The following is a 17,184-nucleotide window of genomic DNA, read 5'->3' on the forward strand; positions in this document are numbered from 1 at the left end:
AATGAGGAAACTAACGATTGCGGCGAGCGTCGCCATGGCGGGCGCCGAAGAGGTTCAAGCGCAAAACAACGTTACATTGTATGGAATCCTATCTAATGGCATTACCTTCATCAGCAACCAGGGCGGCCAGAGCAATGTGCGGCTCGACAGCGGCATCAATCAGGCAAACCGCTTCGGGTTGCGCGGCACCGAAGAACTGGGCGGCGGACTGCGCGCGATCTTCAACCTCGAGAGCGTTTTTAATCTGAGTACGGGCGTGGCCGGCAACGGCGGTGCGCTATTCGGACGGCGCGCTTATGCGGGTATCGCGAGCGAGCGGTTCGGCACGGTGACGTTAGGTCGCGATTTCGATTTCATCTCCGACTTCATTTCGCTCTACACCAACGTCGTGCAGTTCGCGCCGTCCTATTCATTTCACCTCGCGTACGACGTTGACCGGCTTGCCGGCGAACCGGTCAACAACATGATCAAGTATCGGTCGCCTTCGAAGGGCGGACTCGTGATCGGCGGCATGTACGGCTTCAGCAACGTGGCTGGCTCGTTCGGCGGTGCGCCGGGCAAGCCGCGCGTCCTCAGCGCCGGCTTCAAGTTCCAGCCGCGTCAGGACGCGCCGTATTCGTTCGCCGGTGCGTACACGAAGGTCGATGGCGCGCGCGGGTCGTTCGCGCTGAGCGCGCTGGACGCGAATTCGATCGCAACCGCGGCAGTGGGCGGGCGTGTGAGCCTCGGCTCGGTATCGCTCAACGGCGTCTATACCTATACGAACGCGACCTCGGTCACTGGCGCCGCGCTGGTGACGCAGGTTTATGAGACGGGGCTGTCGTACGAGTTCTCGCCGTTCCTGAACACGGGCACGGGCTACGCCTATATCGACCAGCGCACCGGCAAGTTCCGGATCGTCAGCGCGGCGCTCGGCTATCGGCTGACCAAACGCACCGATGTCTATCTGTTCGGCACCTGGCAGCACGCGCTTGCGGGCGCGGGCCCGGTCGGCAATTTCCTCGTCGTCACGCCGGGCACCGCGAACGGCTATTCATCGTCGGGGAATCAGTTGGCGGTTCAGGCCGGCATTCGCCAGGTGTTCTGAAAAGGCGTCGACTGCATCGATGCGGGATTGGAGCGAGCTCGACAGGCGCGGTGATACATCGCGAGTCAGCGCTGTTCGCGTTTCCCTGACGGTCGATCGGTGAGTGCCGCGTGACGGGCCATCAGCCGGTTGGAGGCGGCGCCGTCAGGCATGGTCCGCTGCGGCGGGGCGAGCGGGCCGGCATTCCGCTGCGTATCGTACGTCGAAGAGTGAGCACATGTGCGCCATAGCGAGTCCGCGGCGTCGGTGGCTTGTCCACGACAGGCGACCGCCGGCCGCTCGTCCGTATTCAGTCGATCGAGAAGTCGATTCCCTGTGCCAGAGGAAGCGCCATCGAATAGTTCACCGTATTGGTTGCGCGACGCATATACGCTTTCCACGCGTCCGATCCCGATTCGCGGCCGCCGCCGGTCTCTTTCTCGCCGCCGAATGCACCACCGATTTCCGCGCCGCTCGGCCCGATGTTGACGTTCGCGATACCGCAATCGCTGCCGGAAGCGGACAGGAACCGTTCGGCTTCGCGAATATCGGCGGTGAACACACAGGACGATAGTCCGTGGTGTGCCGCGTTATTCATCTCGACGGCATCATCGAAATCGCGATATTTGATGACGTAGAGAATCGGCGCGAAGGTCTCTTTCAAAACAACCGGCGTTTGCGAAGGCATCTCGACAAGTGCCGGGCGAACATAGAATCCCTTTTCGTGGCCTGCCACGTGCTGACGTTCCCCGCCATATACGTCGCCGCCCTCGGTTCTGGCCTGTTCAAGTGCCGCCTGCATGCGCTCGAATGCCGGTTCGTCGATAAGCGGTCCCATCAGAATGCCGGGCTCGAGCGGGTTCCCGATTGCGATCCTGCGATACAGGTCCTTGAGTTTGGCGATCGTTTCCTCGTAGATGTCTTCATGGACGAACAGACGGCGCAGTGTCGTGCAGCGCTGCCCGGCCGTACCGACCGCCGAGAAAACGATGGAACGCAGTGCCAGCTCCCTATTTGCCGCGCTGGACACGATGCCGGCGTTGTTGCCACCCAGTTCGAGAATCGAACGTCCAAATCGACGTGCGACGTCGATGCCGATTGCGCGGCCCATCTCCGTGCTACCCGTCGCACTGACAATGTTCGAGCGCGGATCTGACACCAGCATCGCTCCAACATCGCGGCCGCCGATCAACAGACTCGCAAGGCCAGTAGGCGCATCGCCGAATTCGCTCAGCGTGTGCTGCATGATCCGATCGATGGCGAGCGCGGTAAGCGGGGTCTTCTCGGACGGTTTCCAGACGAGCGCATTGCCGCAGACCAGAGCAAGCGTGGCATTCCACGACCACACTGCAGCCGGAAAATTGAATGCGGAGATGACTGTGCAAACGCCCATCGGGTGCCACGTTTCGGCCATCCGATGGCCCGGTCGTTCGGATGCGATGCTCAGACCATATAGCTGGCGGGAAAGACCGACTGCGAAGTCGCAGATATCGATCATTTCCTGAACTTCACCTAGCCCTTCCTGGAGGATCTTGCCTGTTTCCAGCGTGATAAGGCTTCCCAGTGCGTGCTTCTGCTCGCGAAGCCTGTTGCCCAGCAGGCGAGTCAGTTCTCCACGGCGCGGCGGCGGCACGTTGCGCCATGCAGCGTGGGCATCCTGTGCCCGAGTCAGAACTTCATCGACGTCCGCAGCACTGTGGCTCGTAACCCGCCCGATCGGGCTACCGTCGATTGGTGAATAAACGGCGATATCACCGGCTTCCGCCATGTGCGAGATGCCAAGTCTGGAGAGAATGGCTGTTGTGTCCATAGTCAGGTCCTTAAGTGGCAACTCAGAATTTGTGAACCAGGCCGATACGCGTGGCAAGCTGTTTGTTCGTCGACGAAGCGTCTCCAATGGCTCCATCCAGAATGGCGGCATGGATCGCGGAACCTGCTGCCCGCTGGAATGCGCCCATCAGATAGGCCTCAGTTCTCTTCGACAGCTTGTAGTCCAGAAGCAGCCCGATCTGGTGGTACTTCGGCGTGGCGCCGTTGTAGTTGACTTTCCCGTCCGTGAACGTGTAACCACCGCCTACGGTTGCCGCGGGCGTGATCGCGTATTGTCCCCAGACCTCGTAGTTGTCGAAACGGACCGACTGGGTCGTGCCGTTTGCGTCGTCGAACTTCACATTGGTGTAGTCGGCCCCGACGGTCACGTGACCCATCACGTACGTTGCTCCAGCACCGATAACCTGTTGATTCCTGGGCTGACCCACGTAGCTGAAGGGGCCAGTCGCACCAATTGCGGCGCCAGTTGTATTGGGTACAAAGTTGCCGTCGGCGAAGAGTTGGCCTGGATTTCTGGCAAAGAGATACCCGACCGCCAGCGTCAAACCGGAAGCGGAATAATTTGCGCCGGCACTCCACATGCCGGTGGTTGCCGCATCCGCGGTATTGGAGTTCGTGAATGCGTAGACACCGCCAAAACTGAATCCGCCGAGATTAGGGCTTGCGTACTTGACCGAATTGTTCACGCGAAAGGAATTCGACGTATTGTCGATGTCGCCGGCATGCACGAACATTCCGCCCAGATTGCCAGGCAGTGTCGTTGGGGCAATATAGTCGACGATCGAATCATATTGACGGCCGAAGGTCACGGTACCCAAACGATCGTTGCTCAAACCAACGTACGCCTGACGGCCGAACCCGAGCCCCCCTTGCCGGAGTTGGCCATTTTCCAGACTGAAGCCGTTCTCGATCCTGAAGAGGGTGGCCCAGCCGCCGCCGAGGTCTTCGTTACCCTTGAGCCCCCAGCGGCTTCCGTAAATGCCCGCGTAGGTTCCATCGCGCATTTGCCAGAGGTGCGAACCGCCGCTGTTGTTGACGAAATCGATGCCGGTGTCGATGATGCCGTAAAGCGTCACCGAGTTATCGGCATGTGCGATTTGCGTAAAGGTTGCCATTGCCGCGAAGGCCGCAATATGGATTCCAGATGCTCGCCTCATTCCTGTCTCCTTTGAAGGTCAATGACCCCGTATCTTTCTTGTCATGAAAAATCCATCTACTGATATGAGGAATGCTAAGTATTGAAGATGGCTTCCAGGGTGGTGTCAGGATCCCGTCGTCCCTCCGCGCGTCCTGGCAGACTAAAAAGATCTGCCGGATGCCGGGGATCGCACCTTGCCTGCAGGGAAAAAGGAACGGTTCGGGATCAGGCAACTCGACGCGCGGAAGGCCCTTATACCGGCAGGCGCGTCGCGCTAGCGACAGCCGGCCGATCGGGAACGGGACAATGCCCGTTCGACTCCACCTTACAAACGTTGCGCCGCGGATCCGTCGAAGACCTTGCCGAAGCGATTGTCGAGAAAGGCGTCCAGCGGAATGTCTTCCTGCCTGATGAAGCCGCGGTCCGGCAGCTTGCCGTCTTTCAGCATGTCGAGCACCGCGCAGATGCCCGATGCAGTCGTGACCTGAATGGCGCTGCGGGTTTCCGCGCCGATCGCCTTGCTGTAAACCTTGTTGGCGTAAGTTTCCTGATGGAGCTTTCCCTGCTTTTTGCCGACGACCGTAACGAAGATGATGACGACATCCTGATGCGTCGACGGGACGGCACTTTCCAATACGCTTTTAAGCACATCTCGACGATCGCGAAGGCCCAGATCCATCAACAACGTCTTCATGATCTGCGCGTGTCCCGGATACCGGATCGTCCGGTAGTTGAGTGAACGGACTTTGCCACGGAGAGTTTCACACAGGGTTCCCAGGCCGCCGGAGGTGTTGAACGCTTCGTAAACGACGCCGTCGAGCGAGAATTGTTCGAGCTCCTCCAGCGGCGGAACCTGAACCAGATTGCCGTTGGAAATCGCTTCGCAGGGTTCGCAGTATTCGTTGATGACGCCGTCCGTACTCCACGTCAAATTGTAGTTGAGCGAGTTCGACGGGTATTCGGGGAGGGCGCCTACGCGCATGCGCACGCTTTCCAGCGAGTCGAAGTTTTTCGCCAGATCGTTGGCAACGATGGAGATGAAGCCGGGCGCGAGGCCGCATTGCGGAATCAGGGCCGTGCGCGCCGTTGCCGCCAGTTTGCGCACCGCCTTGGTACTTGCCACGTCTTCCGTCAAGTCCAGATAGTGCACGTCTTCACTGACGGCCGCTTCGGCAATTCGCGTCGTCAAATGAAACGGAGCCGCGCTGAGGACGGCAAACGCGCCGCGGATTTCCGCTTCCAGCGTGTTTGCCTCGGCGATGTCTATCGATTTCCGTGAAAGAAACTCAGATTCGCCAATAGCCTCCAGTTGCTTGATGGATTGATCGAGAACCTTGACCCGATATTCCCCCGTAGACGCCAGCATCTTCGCAATCGTGGCTCCGATCTTCCCTGCACCGACAATAACGACCTGCTTCATTCGAAACTCCGCTAAAAGGACGAGATGAAGACTGAATCGTAGAGGTGCGATTATTCGATCTGTAGCAGGAAAAAAACGGAAACGCGATTTTTTTTGGGCAAAGTGCCGAACCGATAGGCAGATTGACGATTGGCCGTGCTTCTCGCGCTGAAGTGCGTCGGATACGTTGACGGTAGTCCATCCCGTTGGCAGTCAAAAGTGCGAGGGATGTCCGGGGGGAAATGTCGACGCCCCCCATGTCACGTCGGAAGATCAGGGCGTCATGCCGATATGGCTGAACCGGCGACAGGTTGTCTCCGCGTAAGCCCTGATCCATTCGGCAGTTCGTTTGACCGCGGGCACATTGGCGCGTTGCCGGTTAACGACGAGATACTCCTTGAACCGGCTGGTCTTTTTCATAGGGAGAACGACTCGCAGGTCGCCCCGTTCGAGCGCCTCGGCAACATAGTATTTCCAGCCTAACGCGACCCCATGGCCGTATATCGCCGCGTCAAGCAACGTCGAATAGGTCGAGTAGGTGCGGATAATGGGCTTTTGCGAGCCGTCGAGTTCCCGAGGCGGCAGCCATCGAAGCCAGTCCATCAGCGGGCTCTGATAGAGGGTAAGCTGAAGTAGGGCAACATTCAGCAGATCGTCCTGACTCGAGATCGGATACTTCTCGAGGAATTCCGGACTTGCGACGGGAAAGATCACTTCATCGAGCAGCGGGTAGCAGATTCCGTCCTGCCATTTCCCGTTTCCAAATCGCACTTCCAGGTCGAACGCCGGGGCACTGGACGGTGCCGGTTCGTCGACGCATATCAACTGGAGAAGAATGTCGGGATTGGCCGCGTAAAACTCTTCCGATACGGGTAGCAACCATTGCGAAGCCGCGACACTCATCCGCAAACGGACGATCGAATTCTCCGAGGGACTTCGAAGCGATTGGGCGGTATGTTCGATGTCGTTGAAGGCGTTTGTAACGGAAGCGAGCAGTTTCGCGCCGGCATCGTTCAACTCGAGTCTCGTGCCGAATCTTACAAACAGCGACAGACCCAGTGTCTGTTCCAGTTCTTTGATCTGACGACTCACCGCAGGCTGGGAGATGCACAACTCTTCGGCTGCCCGGGTGAAATTGCAATGCCGGGCGGCCGATTCGAAGGCGATCAGTCGATTCAACGAGCCTACGGTTTTCCGGAGCAGAGTCATAAGGAAAGGGCGGGATCGTTATGCGCGTCGTCTTTCGTGCGGGGCCGCACGGGTGCAAATTACGGGTAAGCCCTCAGGTTTCGTCATAACATGAAGTTATCAAAAGCATAACATGATTTGCCCTTCCGTCCGGATTTTCCTCTGTCTACCATTCATTCCATGCAGTCTAGCCTTCACACAATTTTCATCACGACGCAATGCGGATGATGCGTCGGATGCGGCGGCCGGCGATAACCATTCATAACCCTTGAGCGAAGCAGAAAACATGAACGTCGATTTTGAAAAAGTTCGGATTCCTTTTGATTCGACATGGAGCATGAGGATAGATACGCCCTATTCGCTGCTGGTACGTGAAGGCGAGTTCGCATGGACCTGCGGACAGTGTCCGCTGGATGTGGACGGTAACGTGCTCGCCCCCGGCGATCTTGGCCAGCAAACGAAACACGTCGTGCAGATCATTCTGCGATTGATCGAGACCGCCGGTCTTGATCCGGCGTCGCTCGGCAAGCTGGTGGTGTACTACGTCGACTCCGGTCCGGAGAGCGTGAAGACGCTGCTGAACATCCTGACAACGGCGTTCGGGGATCAGGTCAGCGTGCTACCGGTGGCGGTGCCGCATTTCTATTATGAAGGTATGCAGGTTGAAATCGACGTCTACGCATTCCGGCAGCGGCCGGAAGCGAAGAACATCATCCGCACGGAATCGGGCCTGGAAATCGAGGTCGTCGAGTCGGGCAGGGTCGTGTCCACCAAAGTGACGGCGAAAGAGGTTCATGGCGTACGCGCCGCCGCGCGCGGCAGTGCACTTGAAGAGGCATTCGGCCGGATTGGACTTCAGGCCACCGAGCTTCTGAGCGACCACTGGTTCGTCGGAATGACGGCGGATAAAAGCGTGCTATCGAGTCTCGGAAACAGTGGCTTTGTCACCGACAGCGGCGCCGCGGTGAAAACGTTATTGGAGAACGATGTGTCGTTCGTCGGAGAGCTGACGTTCGTCAGAATGCATGCGCCGCAACCGGCTTCGATTACTACCACCATGCTACTCAATGGAATTTCGCTAACGCTTCGACGGCGCGGCGCCTTTTTCTGGGCTAGCGCCCGAATGGGGAGTGCCACCGCGCCGCTGGTCGAGCAGACAAGGCGCGCGATGATTGCCATCAACAATGCGCTCGTCAGTCATGGTCTGAATTTCGACGAAGTGTGCAAATCGACGACATATTACGCGGGAAGTTGTGCGGAGAGCGATCTGCACGACAACATGTCCGTGCGCAATTCGTACTATTCGAAGCCCGGACCGGCCTCGACGGGTATTCCTGTGGCGGGATTCCTCTCGGCGGACAGTCACATTTCGATTGGTATTACGGGAGTCGAGTCCGGATGGCGTCGTTAGGCGTTTGCTTGTCGAACGAGGTGACCGACGCCGGCGTTGCCATATCGTTCGGCGCGGCGCAACCGTAGAAGTTTGTCATCCCGGATCGGACTTTGCATCGCTTCGGTCACTGCGTCGGCGATCGACAGCGCCCCAGGGGGCGGCATTCTGATAGAGCAGGTGGGATCGTTGAACATGGACTGCATCGACCACAAGCTGGTCGCCCTGTTAAGGGAGGACGGCAGGGCCTCGACGGTAATGCTGGCACGCGCGTTGGATCTGTCCCGCACAACCGTGCAGAGTCGCATCGAGCGTCTTGAACGACGAGGCGTCATTGTTGGTTACAGTGCCCGGCTCTCCGGGGAGTACGAGCACGACCTGGTCAAGGCCCACGTGCTGATCACGGCCGCTCCAAAACTTTCCGGCCTTGTTCAGGCCGGTCTGCTGAAGATACCGGAGGTTCGGACGATTCATTCTGTGAGCGGGCAGCTCGACCTGATTGTGCTCGTGGTTTCGCAATCCGTGGAAAAGCTCAGCGCGTTGATAGACGGTATAGGCGCGCTCGAAGGTGTCGAACGCACGATGACGGCGATAGTACTGTCGACGATCGCAGAGCGTTAGCGGCAACCCGCGTGCTGCCATAACCGATGTCGGAGCTGTTTTATGGCATCGGTCACGGGCCCATCAAAACTTTTTGCATCGCAATCCAAAATTTATAAAAGGCGCCTGTTCGTGTTTCGGACAAATCGCGCCTAAGACCTGGAGGAAACATGGAACAAGAGAAGATGTCGCCGGACATGTTATCCGGCCGCTGCATTTCTCGGCGCGATTTCCTGGCCGCGGCAGCGAAAATCGGCGTCGGCATGGCTGCCGCGTCGATGATGTGGGATGCGCGTGCCGATACGAGTTCGCCGAAGAAGGGCGGACATATGATTGCCGCGCTGCAAGGCGGCAGTACGAACGACAGCATGGACCAGCAAACCTGGATCGGCTCGGTCATGATCGCGGTCGGCCGCGCGACCCGCGACAGTCTGGTCGAACATGGACCCGACAATAAACTCATGCCCGCGCTGGCCGAGAGTTGGGAGCCGAATGCCAACGCTGCCGAATGGCGCTTCAAGTTGCGTCGAGGCGTTGAATTTTCGAACGGCAAATCGCTAAAGACGGAGGACGTGATCGCATCGATCAACCTCCATCGCGGCGCGCAAAGCAAATCGGCGGCGAAGGGCGTTTTCGAAGCGATCCAGTCCGTGACGGCCGACGGCGACGCGGTGGTCATCAAGCTGAGCGGACCGAACGCGGACTTCCCGTTTCTGTTGACTGACTATCACATGAACGTCGTGCCGGCGCCCGGCGGCAAGCCCGACCTGTCGGGCGGAACCGGTACCGGTCTCTACAAGGTCGTGCAGTTCGAGCCGGGCGTCAAGGTCACTGTCGAGCGTCATAAAAACGCCTGGCAGGCCGATCGGTACGGGTTCGTCGATTCCGCCGAAGTTCTTTCGGTAGCCGATCCGACGGCGCGCCAGAATGCGCTGATAGCGGGCGCCGTCCACGTGATCAATCGCCCCGATCTGCGCACGGCCAAACTGCTGGAAAGACGGGCGGGCATCAAGCTCGTCGACGTACCCAGCAACTTCTTCTTTGCGTCGCCGATGCTGACCAACGTCAAGCCCTTCGACTCGGCGGATTTTCGGCGCGCCCTGAAGTACGGAATCAACCGGGACCAGTTCGTCAAGAAGATCCTCAACGGGTTCGGAGCGATAGGCAATGATCAGCCGATCGGCCCGGGATATCGGTACCACGCAAGCGACATCCCGCAGACCGTCTACGATCTCGACAAGGCCCGCTATTACCTGAAGAAATCCGGGCTTACCGGTGCCCGTATCGACTACTACGCGAGCGACGAGGCCTATAACGGCGCCGTGGATTACGGACTGATCATGAAGGAGAACCTCGCGCCGCTCGGCATCGACCTGAATGTCGTCCGGGCGCCGAACGACGGCTACTGGTCGAACATCTGGAACGTCAAGCCGTTCGTCGCGAGCTATTGGGGATCACGCCCGGTGGAAGACATGATCCTGTCGATCAACTGGGTTTCCAGGGGACCGTGGAACGACACCCGATGGGGGAGCCCCAAGGTAGACGAACTCGTCGTCTCCGCACGCGGCGAGCTTGATACCAGGAAGCGCGCCGAGATGTATCGCGAGATCCAGTTACTCCTCAACCAGGACGGCGCGACGATCGTACCGGCATTCGGGCACGACGTTGCCGCCATTTCGAGCAAGGTCGGAACGACGGGGCAGTACGGCGGCGGATGGGAACTCGATGGCGGACATTTCCTCAAGCGCTGGTGGCTCAATGCATAACTGCAACGCCCGATCGTCCACTGTATGGCTGGCGAGATGATCTGCCGGCACTGTCGGACTGCGTGTCACACTAATCCGGATTGACAATGCGCTCGTTCATACCTTTTGGCACGCTGTGGCGGCTGTCTATCACGGTGCCTTATTCGTTCCTCGTCAGGGATCGGGATTTTGCGTGGACCTGCGGACAGGTTCCGCTGGATAAAGAAGCCAACGTCGTCGCCCCGAACGATCTGGCCGCCCAGACCGACGCTGTATGCGACTACATCGAGGACATTCTCCGGCGCGCCGGAATGCGGCCCGAGTCGCTCGGCAAACTTGTCCTCTACTTTGTCAGGCGAACACCGGATGACGAGGAGCAAATGATCGCTCGCTGTCGCGTCCGGTTCGGAGAACATCCCGTTCTCGTTCCTGTCGCGGTGCCTCACTTCTATTTCGATGGGCTACTACTGGAAGTCGACGCGTTCGCGAGCGCCGACATCACGTCGACCATGGTGTTATCCGCCGATGGCGCGAAGATATCGATCGCGGACGGCGGCGAACTTGCATGGGCGGCAATCACCGTCGAACCGGGACAACTGGCTGCCGCTCGTGATCTGCTCGCGTCCGCGCTGTCCAGATTCGGCCTGAGCACGGATCAACGCCTTGCTGAGCGCTGGATCGTGCCTGCCGAACGAAGCGGCGACCCGTCCACTATCCGCCACGCGGCGGCACTGCACCGGGCTGGCCTTCTGACGGACGAAGGTGCCGTTGTCGAAAGCTCGGATCCTGCCGCGGATCTGGTCGGAGAACTGACATTCGCCAGGACGCCGGTCACCGGGGAGCGTAGGCGAGTCGATGGAGTCGAGGTCATCTCGCGTCGTGCGGGTCGTTTCGCGTGGCTCAGCGCACGTGTATCCGACGGCGAGCGCGGACTGATATCGCAGACATCGCGAACAATGAGCGCGCTGGCCGATGCGCTCGGCGCGCAGGGCATGACTTTCGCCAACGTCGTCAAATCGACGAGCCACTATGTCGGCGGCCATTCGGCGGAAGAACTTTACGAAAACATGGTGATTCGTAATGCCTGTTATCGCACGCCAGGGCCTGCTTCGACCGGACTCCCTGTACGCGGGTTTGCCGATCGCGGTTGTCTGATCGCGGTGGACCTCGTTGCGATCCACGCCGATTGAACTATAAATCAGGAGACAGCATATGAACACGAAGCATCCGGATGTACCGGAATCAATTTCCGGCTTCATCGACTGGCCGGTTGCCAAAACTTCCGTGCCGGTAGCAGGCAAGACGCATCGTCCCGCGATTGGCCTTCTCGAGCTGTCGACCGAAGTGTGGATGCAGGCCGAAATCCGCGCCTTCATGCCCGATTGCGACGACGGCATTTACACCAGCCGCGTGCAGTTCGACGACGACGCCGACGTCAAAGGACTCGGCGCGATGGAAAGTTATGTCGGCACGGCGGCCGGTCTTCTGCCCGACGCCGAATGGCTCGACGCGATCGTTTTCGGCTGTACGTCCGGCAGCATGGTGATCGGCCCCGAGCGTCTCGAAGCCCTCATTGCGCCCGTGCGCCCCGGCGTGCCGGTTTTCAATCCGATCAGCGCGGTGGTCGCCGCATTGACGGCGCTGAAATGCCGCAAGATTGCCGTCGTCACGCCTTATGTTCAGGAAACCAACCGCGTCGTCAAAGCATTCCTTCGACAACGCGATATCGAAATCGTCAATGCCATCACGTTCGACATGCTGAGCGGCTACGCGATGGCGCGACTGTCTCCACTCGACATCCAGGCTGCGGCGCTGCGTGCCGATACGGACGACGCTGAAGCCGTCTTCATTTCCTGTACCGGGATTCAGGTGAGTCCCATTCTCGCCGCGGTTGAACGCACGCTCGGCAAGCCTGTTGTATCGAGCAATCAGGCGCTCGCATGGCAATGCTGCGAGACCGTCGGTGTACGAAGGACGGATGGAGGAGGCGGATCGCTATTCGATCACCGGTACCGGGCTGGCTGACGAGCCTGCGCCGGTTCATACACGATGGGTCACTCGACACCGCCAGACGTCTTCTCGTTCGCGAATGGCGGCGTCATTGCGTAAAAAGGAAACATGCAATGAAAGGCATGATAGGTCTGACAGTCCAGCGGATCGGCTTGGGCATTGCGACATTGTTCGTCGTGTCGGTGCTGATCTTCTCGGCCATCCAGGCGATGCCGGGGGACCTTGCACAAGCGGTGCTGGGACAATCCGCGACCCCGGAAGCGCTGACTGCCTTCCGTAAGGATCTGAATCTCGACGAACCACCCGTAAAGCGCTACGGCGACTGGATAGGCGCAGCCGTTACTGGCCACTTCGGCAAATCGCTGGCTGATGGCCGCGACATCAGCCAGCTTATCGGGCCGCGGCTCGCCAATACTCTGTTTCTCGCGACGTTTGCGGCGCTGATCGCCATACCCCTGTCGCTACTTCTGGGTTTTCTCGCCGCGCTTTATCGCAACTCGTGGTTCGATCGGCTCATCAACGTCATCACACTGACGTCGATTTCGTTTCCGGAGTTCTTTATCGCCTACATTCTGATTTTTGCGCTGGCCCAAGGGGGCTATTTCTCGTCGATTTCTGATGTTGGATCCTCGACACCGTTCTGGGAACACGTGCATGCCACCTTCCTGCCCGCGCTGACGCTGACGCTCGTGGTCGTCGCGCACATGATGCGGATGACGCGCGCCGCGATTATCAATGTGCTGGCCGCACCGTACATCGAAATGGCCCGGCTCAAGGGTGTTCCGCGCTGGAAGATCGTGTTGAATCATGCGTTGCCGAACGCGCTCGCGCCGGTGATCAACGTGGTGGCGCTCAACCTCGCGTACCTGATCGTGGGCGTAGTGGTCGTGGAGGTGGTATTCGTCTATCCAGGCCTCGGACAACTGCTGGTCGACTCGGTCGCCAAGCGCGACGTCACCGTGGTACAGGCGGTTGGCCTGATTTTCGCGGCAACCTACATTCTGCTCAATCTCGTTGCCGATCTGCTGGTAACCGTGAGCAATCCACGACTTCGATATCGGCGGTGACATCATGGCACATACCATCCGTAAGCTTCTCAGGACCACACCGTTGAGCGCCTGGTTTGGTCTCGCGGTCGTCGTGCTCTATCTGTTGATCGCACTGTTCGCGAACGCCATCGCTCCCTACGGGGAAGCGCAGATCGTCGGCGACCAGTATCTTGCATGGGGCCCGGCGCATCTGCTCGGCACCGACAACCTCGGCCGGGACATGCTGTCGAGACTGATTTACGGGGCGCGCAACACGCTCGCTATTTCGTTCGTCACGACGATCATGGCATTCGTTCTCGGCACGTCGACGGGTCTTCTGGCGGCTGTGGTCGGAGGGTGGGTCGATCAGTTGCTCAGTCGGATCGTGGATGTCGTCATGTCTATTCCATTACTGATCTTCGCATTGCTGCTGTTGACGATTCTCGGCACGTCGATTGTGAATCTGGTCGTAGTCATCGCCGTTCTCGATTCCACGCGGGTGTTCCGGCTCGCACGATCCGTGGGACAGGGTGTCGTCATGAATGACTACATCGAAGCCGCCCGTATTCGAGGCGAGGGTCTGGGCTGGCTCATTCTGCGCGAAGTACTGCCCAATACGATCGCGCCACTGGTCGCCGAATTCGGTTTGAGATTCTGTTTCGTCTTCCTGACCATTGCGTCGCTATCGTTTCTCGGGCTAGGCGTGCCGCCGCCTCTGGCGGACTGGGGATCGATGGTGCGCGACAACGCATCGCTGATTACCTTTGGCGACATCACGCCGCTCTTGCCCGCCGGCGCTATTGCACTGATGACGGTTGCCGTTAACTTTGTCGTCGACGCGTTTCTCCACAAGTCAAGCGGATTGAAGGACTGATCGTGAACCAAGCAGATAGACCGACAGCCGAGGCGCTGCTCGAGATACGTGGCCTCAAGATCGAGGCGCTGACGAATAAGGGATGGTGTGAAATCGTTCATGGCGTCGACCTGACGCTTAAACGCGGGGAAGTGCTGGGATTGATCGGAGAATCTGGCGCTGGCAAATCCACGATCGGACTCGCCGCGATGGGTTTTACCCGGGACGGCTGCCGCATATCGGACGGGTCGATCCGGCTCAACGGCGTCGATCTGCGTATGCTGCGGGAACAGGAATTGAACGACCTGCGTGGCCGCAAGGTTGCTTATGTCGCCCAGTCGGCGGCGGCGAGCTTTAATCCCGCACGGCGACTTCTCGGGCAATGCATCGAACCGGCGCTCGTGCACGGCATCAAGTCGCGCGACACGGCCGAACAGGACATGATCGGCCTCTATACGCGATTGCAATTGCCGCAGCCCACGCAAATCGGTCAGCGATTTCCACATCAGGTTTCGGGTGGTCAGTTGCAGCGCGTGATGACGGCGATGGCAATGGGATGTTGTCCGGATCTCATCATCTTCGACGAGCCGACGACCGCCCTCGATGTGACGACGCAGGTCGAAGTGCTGGCCGCGATCCGGGATGCGGTGAAGCGCCTGGGGATTGCTGCGATCTATATCTCGCACGACCTGGCAGTCGTCGCCCAGATTGCGGACCGGGTCGTCGTGCTCAAGCACGGGCGCGAGGTGGAGGCAGCGCCGACTGCCGTGATGATGCGGGCACCGAAAGAAGACTACACGCGTACCTTATGGGCCGTGCGTTGCCGGCACCGCGACGCGAAGCCACCTGTGTCGGCGTTAGCCACGCCGTTGCTTTCGGTGCAAGGTGTTTATGCGTGCTATGGCGCCACACAGGTGCTCAAAGATGTGTCGTTCGATATTCATCCGGGTCGCACCGTTGCGGTGGTTGGGGAGAGTGGATCAGGGAAATCGACAGCCGCGCGCGTCATTGCCGGATTACTCCCGCCTGCATCGGGGCAGATTCTGCTGGACGGCGGTGCTTTGCCTGCCGATTATCGAAAGCGTCCTCGAAAGACCCTGCAGCGCATCCAGATGATTTACCAGATGGCCGACACGGCGCTCAATCCGCGCCTGCGTGTGCGGGACATCATTGGACGGCCGCTGTCTTTCTATCTGGGGCTGACCGGTGAAGCCCGAACTCGCCGTATTGCCGAACTGATGACCCAGATCGAGTTGGATCCTGCCGAATACATGGATCGATACCCATGCGAACTCTCCGGTGGACAGAAGCAACGCGTCGGCATAGCGCGCGCGCTGGCGGCCGAGCCCGATCTGATCATCTGCGATGAAGTGACTTCGGCACTCGACCAGATTGTGGCAGCAGGGATCCTTGACCTTCTCGATCGACTGCAGAAGAAGTTCGGTATCGCATACCTTTTCATTACTCACGATCTTTCCACCGTTCGCGCCATCGCCGACGAAGTGGTTGTAATGAAAAGCGGCAGGGTGATCGCATTCGGGGAGCAGGCCGAGGTATTGCAGGCATCGACTGCACCCTATGTGGCCGAGCTTCTTGCCTCCGTTCCCGAGACGGATCCCCGTTGGCTCACCAATCTTCTCTCGACGCGCAGCGCGGCGAAGTTTCTGTCGACCGTACGATGAGACCGGACCGGCTGGTTGCCGACCCGGCTTTCACTCTATCCATGTTTCGATCCATGCCTGAAATTAAATGTGTGCCATTTTCCGCGAACGAAACCGTGATGTACCGGTTTGGGACACCAGGGACGAGGCCCAGAGTCTACCTTCAGGGCGCGCTGCATGCCGATGAAGTGTCGGCTACGCTGGCGCTACATTACCTATGCGAACTGTTGACGGTTGCGGAGCGGGAAAATCGCGTGCGTGGAGAGCTGATCGTCGTTCCCCACTGCAATCCCGCCGGCCTCAGGCAGTTTGTGCATGGTCGCCACCTCGGTCGTTTCGATCTGTCAGACGGCCGCAATTTCAATCGAGGCTTTCCAGACATTGCCGATGAAATTATTCACAGGCTAGGCCGTATTGCCCCGCAAAACCTGAATACCGAAATGGCAATCGATACGGGGGCAAGCTTGCTGTCGAAGGTTCGATGCGAAAGCCCCGGCGATCAGTTCAGAATCGAATTGTTCCGGATGTCGTGGGGAGCCGACATTGTGATCGACGTGCATTCCGACATGGAGTCGGTGGTTCATCTGTATTCGTCGCCGGCCTCGTGGCCCCGGATAGAAAGATTGGCGGCGCATCTGGACGCGCAAACGGTGATGCTAGGGGAGGTGTCGGCCGATATGCCGTTTGACGAGGCGCACAGTCACGCATGGAGCAAGGTGGCGCGTTTTCTCATGGAACGGGATTACTGCGCAGCTCACCGTGTATCGTCGTGCACGGTCGAGCTGCGCGGTCTTGCCGATGTCGAGCCGGCGCTGGCCCGGCAGGATGCGGCCGCCTTCCACGACTACCTGGTCGATGCGGGGGCTCTCGATCCGATTGCGTCGATTGCATCGAGTGCTGCCGCGCTCCGTACCGCGGTTCAGCCGATAAGTCTCGATGAGGTCGATATGATCACCAGTCCAATCACCGGCGTGTTGGTGCATTGCAAGGATCTCGGCGAGCGCGTGGTGCCAGGCGAAGTCATTGCTCGGGTTTTCGACCCGACGGAAATTGTGCCTTATCGTGCGTGGCGGGAAATTGTCGCCCGATATTCGGGGGTCGTGTTCGCGCGTTGGCATCAACGTACGGTTCGAGCGGGAATGGTCGTTTGCAAGATCGGTGGCGCCAATGGCGAGCGAAAGCCCGGAAATGTGCGATTGCCCGATTGATGCCACTTCGACCAACGGTCCGGGATCGACGGATAGCACACTGTTGTGAGTGCAACCGTCAACACGAA

The 17,184-nt window shown here is 59.1% G+C and carries 15 protein-coding genes; 10 read left to right on the forward strand and 5 right to left on the reverse strand.

Annotation, left to right across the window (positions count from 1 at the left end):
* The first annotated feature begins 1 nt into the window (after position 1).
* The gene (locus tag HHL14_RS15825; RefSeq protein WP_169498552.1) at positions 2 to 1,087 is read left to right on the forward strand and encodes a porin; all 1,086 of its coding nucleotides are present in this window, start codon (positions 2 to 4) and stop codon (positions 1,085 to 1,087) included.
* A 289-nt stretch (positions 1,088 to 1,376) separates the two neighbouring features.
* Here the strand turns inward: HHL14_RS15825 and amaB are convergent, their stop codons facing one another.
* The 4 genes from amaB to HHL14_RS15845 form a co-directional block, all read right to left on the reverse strand.
* Entirely contained in the window at positions 1,377 to 2,876 is a 1,500-nt protein-coding gene (gene amaB, locus HHL14_RS15830) for an L-piperidine-6-carboxylate dehydrogenase (protein WP_169498553.1), read from the reverse strand.
* A gap of 22 nt (positions 2,877 to 2,898) precedes the next feature.
* A complete protein-coding gene (locus tag HHL14_RS15835) occupies positions 2,899 to 4,053 on the reverse strand; it encodes a porin (RefSeq protein ID WP_169498554.1) in 1,155 nt (384 codons plus the stop codon).
* A gap of 306 nt (positions 4,054 to 4,359) precedes the next feature.
* A complete protein-coding gene (locus HHL14_RS15840) occupies positions 4,360 to 5,454 on the reverse strand; it encodes a saccharopine dehydrogenase family protein (RefSeq protein ID WP_169498555.1) in 1,095 nt (364 codons plus the stop codon).
* Positions 5,455 to 5,706: 252 nt separating this feature from the next.
* A complete protein-coding gene (locus HHL14_RS15845) occupies positions 5,707 to 6,612 on the reverse strand; it encodes a LysR family transcriptional regulator (RefSeq protein WP_169498556.1) in 906 nt (301 codons plus the stop codon).
* A 295-nt stretch (positions 6,613 to 6,907) separates the two neighbouring features.
* Between HHL14_RS15845 and HHL14_RS15850 the strand changes: the two genes are divergently transcribed.
* Complete coding sequence (locus HHL14_RS15850; RefSeq protein WP_169498557.1) at positions 6,908 to 8,032, forward strand: Rid family hydrolase; 1,125 nt, start codon at positions 6,908 to 6,910, stop codon at positions 8,030 to 8,032.
* On the opposite strand, the gene HHL14_RS15855 is transcribed toward HHL14_RS15850, so the two are convergent.
* Positions 8,029 to 8,208 carry a hypothetical protein gene (locus tag HHL14_RS15855; protein ID WP_169498558.1) on the reverse strand — a complete coding sequence of 60 codons (180 nt, stop codon included), beginning with the start codon at positions 8,206 to 8,208 and terminating at the stop codon, positions 8,029 to 8,031. The two genes, HHL14_RS15850 and HHL14_RS15855, sit on opposite strands and share 4 nt — an antisense overlap.
* Here HHL14_RS15855 and HHL14_RS15860 point away from each other — a divergent pair.
* The 8 genes from HHL14_RS15860 (at position 8,207) to HHL14_RS15895 (ending at position 17,116) form a co-directional block, all read left to right on the forward strand.
* On the forward strand, positions 8,207 to 8,632 hold the full coding sequence (locus HHL14_RS15860) for an Lrp/AsnC family transcriptional regulator (protein ID WP_169498559.1): 426 nt from the start codon (positions 8,207 to 8,209) through the stop codon (positions 8,630 to 8,632). The two genes, HHL14_RS15855 and HHL14_RS15860, sit on opposite strands and share 2 nt — an antisense overlap.
* A gap of 149 nt (positions 8,633 to 8,781) precedes the next feature.
* Complete coding sequence (locus HHL14_RS15865) at positions 8,782 to 10,377, forward strand: ABC transporter substrate-binding protein (RefSeq protein ID WP_169498560.1); 1,596 nt, start codon at positions 8,782 to 8,784, stop codon at positions 10,375 to 10,377.
* An 86-nt stretch (positions 10,378 to 10,463) separates the two neighbouring features.
* Positions 10,464 to 11,546, forward strand: coding sequence for a Rid family hydrolase (locus tag HHL14_RS15870; protein WP_169498561.1), 1,083 nt, complete (start codon positions 10,464 to 10,466; stop codon positions 11,544 to 11,546).
* Between the two features lie 22 nt (positions 11,547 to 11,568).
* A complete protein-coding gene (locus HHL14_RS15875; protein ID WP_169498562.1) occupies positions 11,569 to 12,381 on the forward strand; it encodes a maleate cis-trans isomerase family protein in 813 nt (270 codons plus the stop codon).
* Between the two features lie 98 nt (positions 12,382 to 12,479).
* Positions 12,480 to 13,433, forward strand: coding sequence for an ABC transporter permease (locus HHL14_RS15880; RefSeq protein WP_169498563.1), 954 nt, complete (start codon positions 12,480 to 12,482; stop codon positions 13,431 to 13,433).
* Positions 13,434 to 13,476: 43 nt separating this feature from the next.
* Positions 13,477 to 14,268 carry an ABC transporter permease gene (locus tag HHL14_RS15885; RefSeq protein ID WP_230413057.1) on the forward strand — a complete coding sequence of 264 codons (792 nt, stop codon included), beginning with the start codon at positions 13,477 to 13,479 and terminating at the stop codon, positions 14,266 to 14,268.
* Positions 14,269 to 14,270: 2 nt separating this feature from the next.
* Positions 14,271 to 15,929, forward strand: coding sequence for an ABC transporter ATP-binding protein (locus HHL14_RS15890; RefSeq protein ID WP_329601669.1), 1,659 nt, complete (start codon positions 14,271 to 14,273; stop codon positions 15,927 to 15,929).
* Positions 15,869 to 17,116, forward strand: a complete 1,248-nt coding sequence (locus tag HHL14_RS15895; RefSeq protein WP_206002351.1) for a M14 family metallopeptidase — start codon at positions 15,869 to 15,871, stop codon at positions 17,114 to 17,116. Before HHL14_RS15890 ends, HHL14_RS15895 begins: the two co-directional genes overlap by 61 nt.
* Positions 17,117 to 17,184: the final 68 nt, after the last annotated feature.

This window comes from Paraburkholderia antibiotica, assembly GCF_012927125.1.
Classification (GTDB): domain Bacteria; phylum Pseudomonadota; class Gammaproteobacteria; order Burkholderiales; family Burkholderiaceae; genus Paraburkholderia; species Paraburkholderia antibiotica.

What these genes read in the sequence shown, in the direction of transcription:
- HHL14_RS15825 (WP_169498552.1), top strand. Translation starts at nt 2, where the DNA reads ATGAGGAAACTAACGATTGCGGCGAGCGTCGCCATGGCGGGCGCCGAA.
- amaB (WP_169498553.1), bottom strand. Translation starts at nt 2,876, where the DNA reads ATGGACACAACAGCCATTCTCTCCAGACTTGGCATCTCGCACATGGCG.
- HHL14_RS15835 (WP_169498554.1), bottom strand. Translation starts at nt 4,053, where the DNA reads ATGAGGCGAGCATCTGGAATCCATATTGCGGCCTTCGCGGCAATGGCA.
- HHL14_RS15840 (WP_169498555.1), bottom strand. Translation starts at nt 5,454, where the DNA reads ATGAAGCAGGTCGTTATTGTCGGTGCAGGGAAGATCGGAGCCACGATT.
- HHL14_RS15850 (WP_169498557.1), top strand. Translation starts at nt 6,908, where the DNA reads ATGAACGTCGATTTTGAAAAAGTTCGGATTCCTTTTGATTCGACATGG.
- HHL14_RS15860 (WP_169498559.1), top strand. Translation starts at nt 8,207, where the DNA reads ATGGACTGCATCGACCACAAGCTGGTCGCCCTGTTAAGGGAGGACGGC.
- HHL14_RS15855 (WP_169498558.1), bottom strand. Translation starts at nt 8,208, where the DNA reads ATGTTCAACGATCCCACCTGCTCTATCAGAATGCCGCCCCCTGGGGCG.
- HHL14_RS15865 (WP_169498560.1), top strand. Translation starts at nt 8,782, where the DNA reads ATGGAACAAGAGAAGATGTCGCCGGACATGTTATCCGGCCGCTGCATT.
- HHL14_RS15870 (WP_169498561.1), top strand. Translation starts at nt 10,464, where the DNA reads ATGCGCTCGTTCATACCTTTTGGCACGCTGTGGCGGCTGTCTATCACG.
- HHL14_RS15875 (WP_169498562.1), top strand. Translation starts at nt 11,569, where the DNA reads ATGAACACGAAGCATCCGGATGTACCGGAATCAATTTCCGGCTTCATC.
- HHL14_RS15880 (WP_169498563.1), top strand. Translation starts at nt 12,480, where the DNA reads ATGAAAGGCATGATAGGTCTGACAGTCCAGCGGATCGGCTTGGGCATT.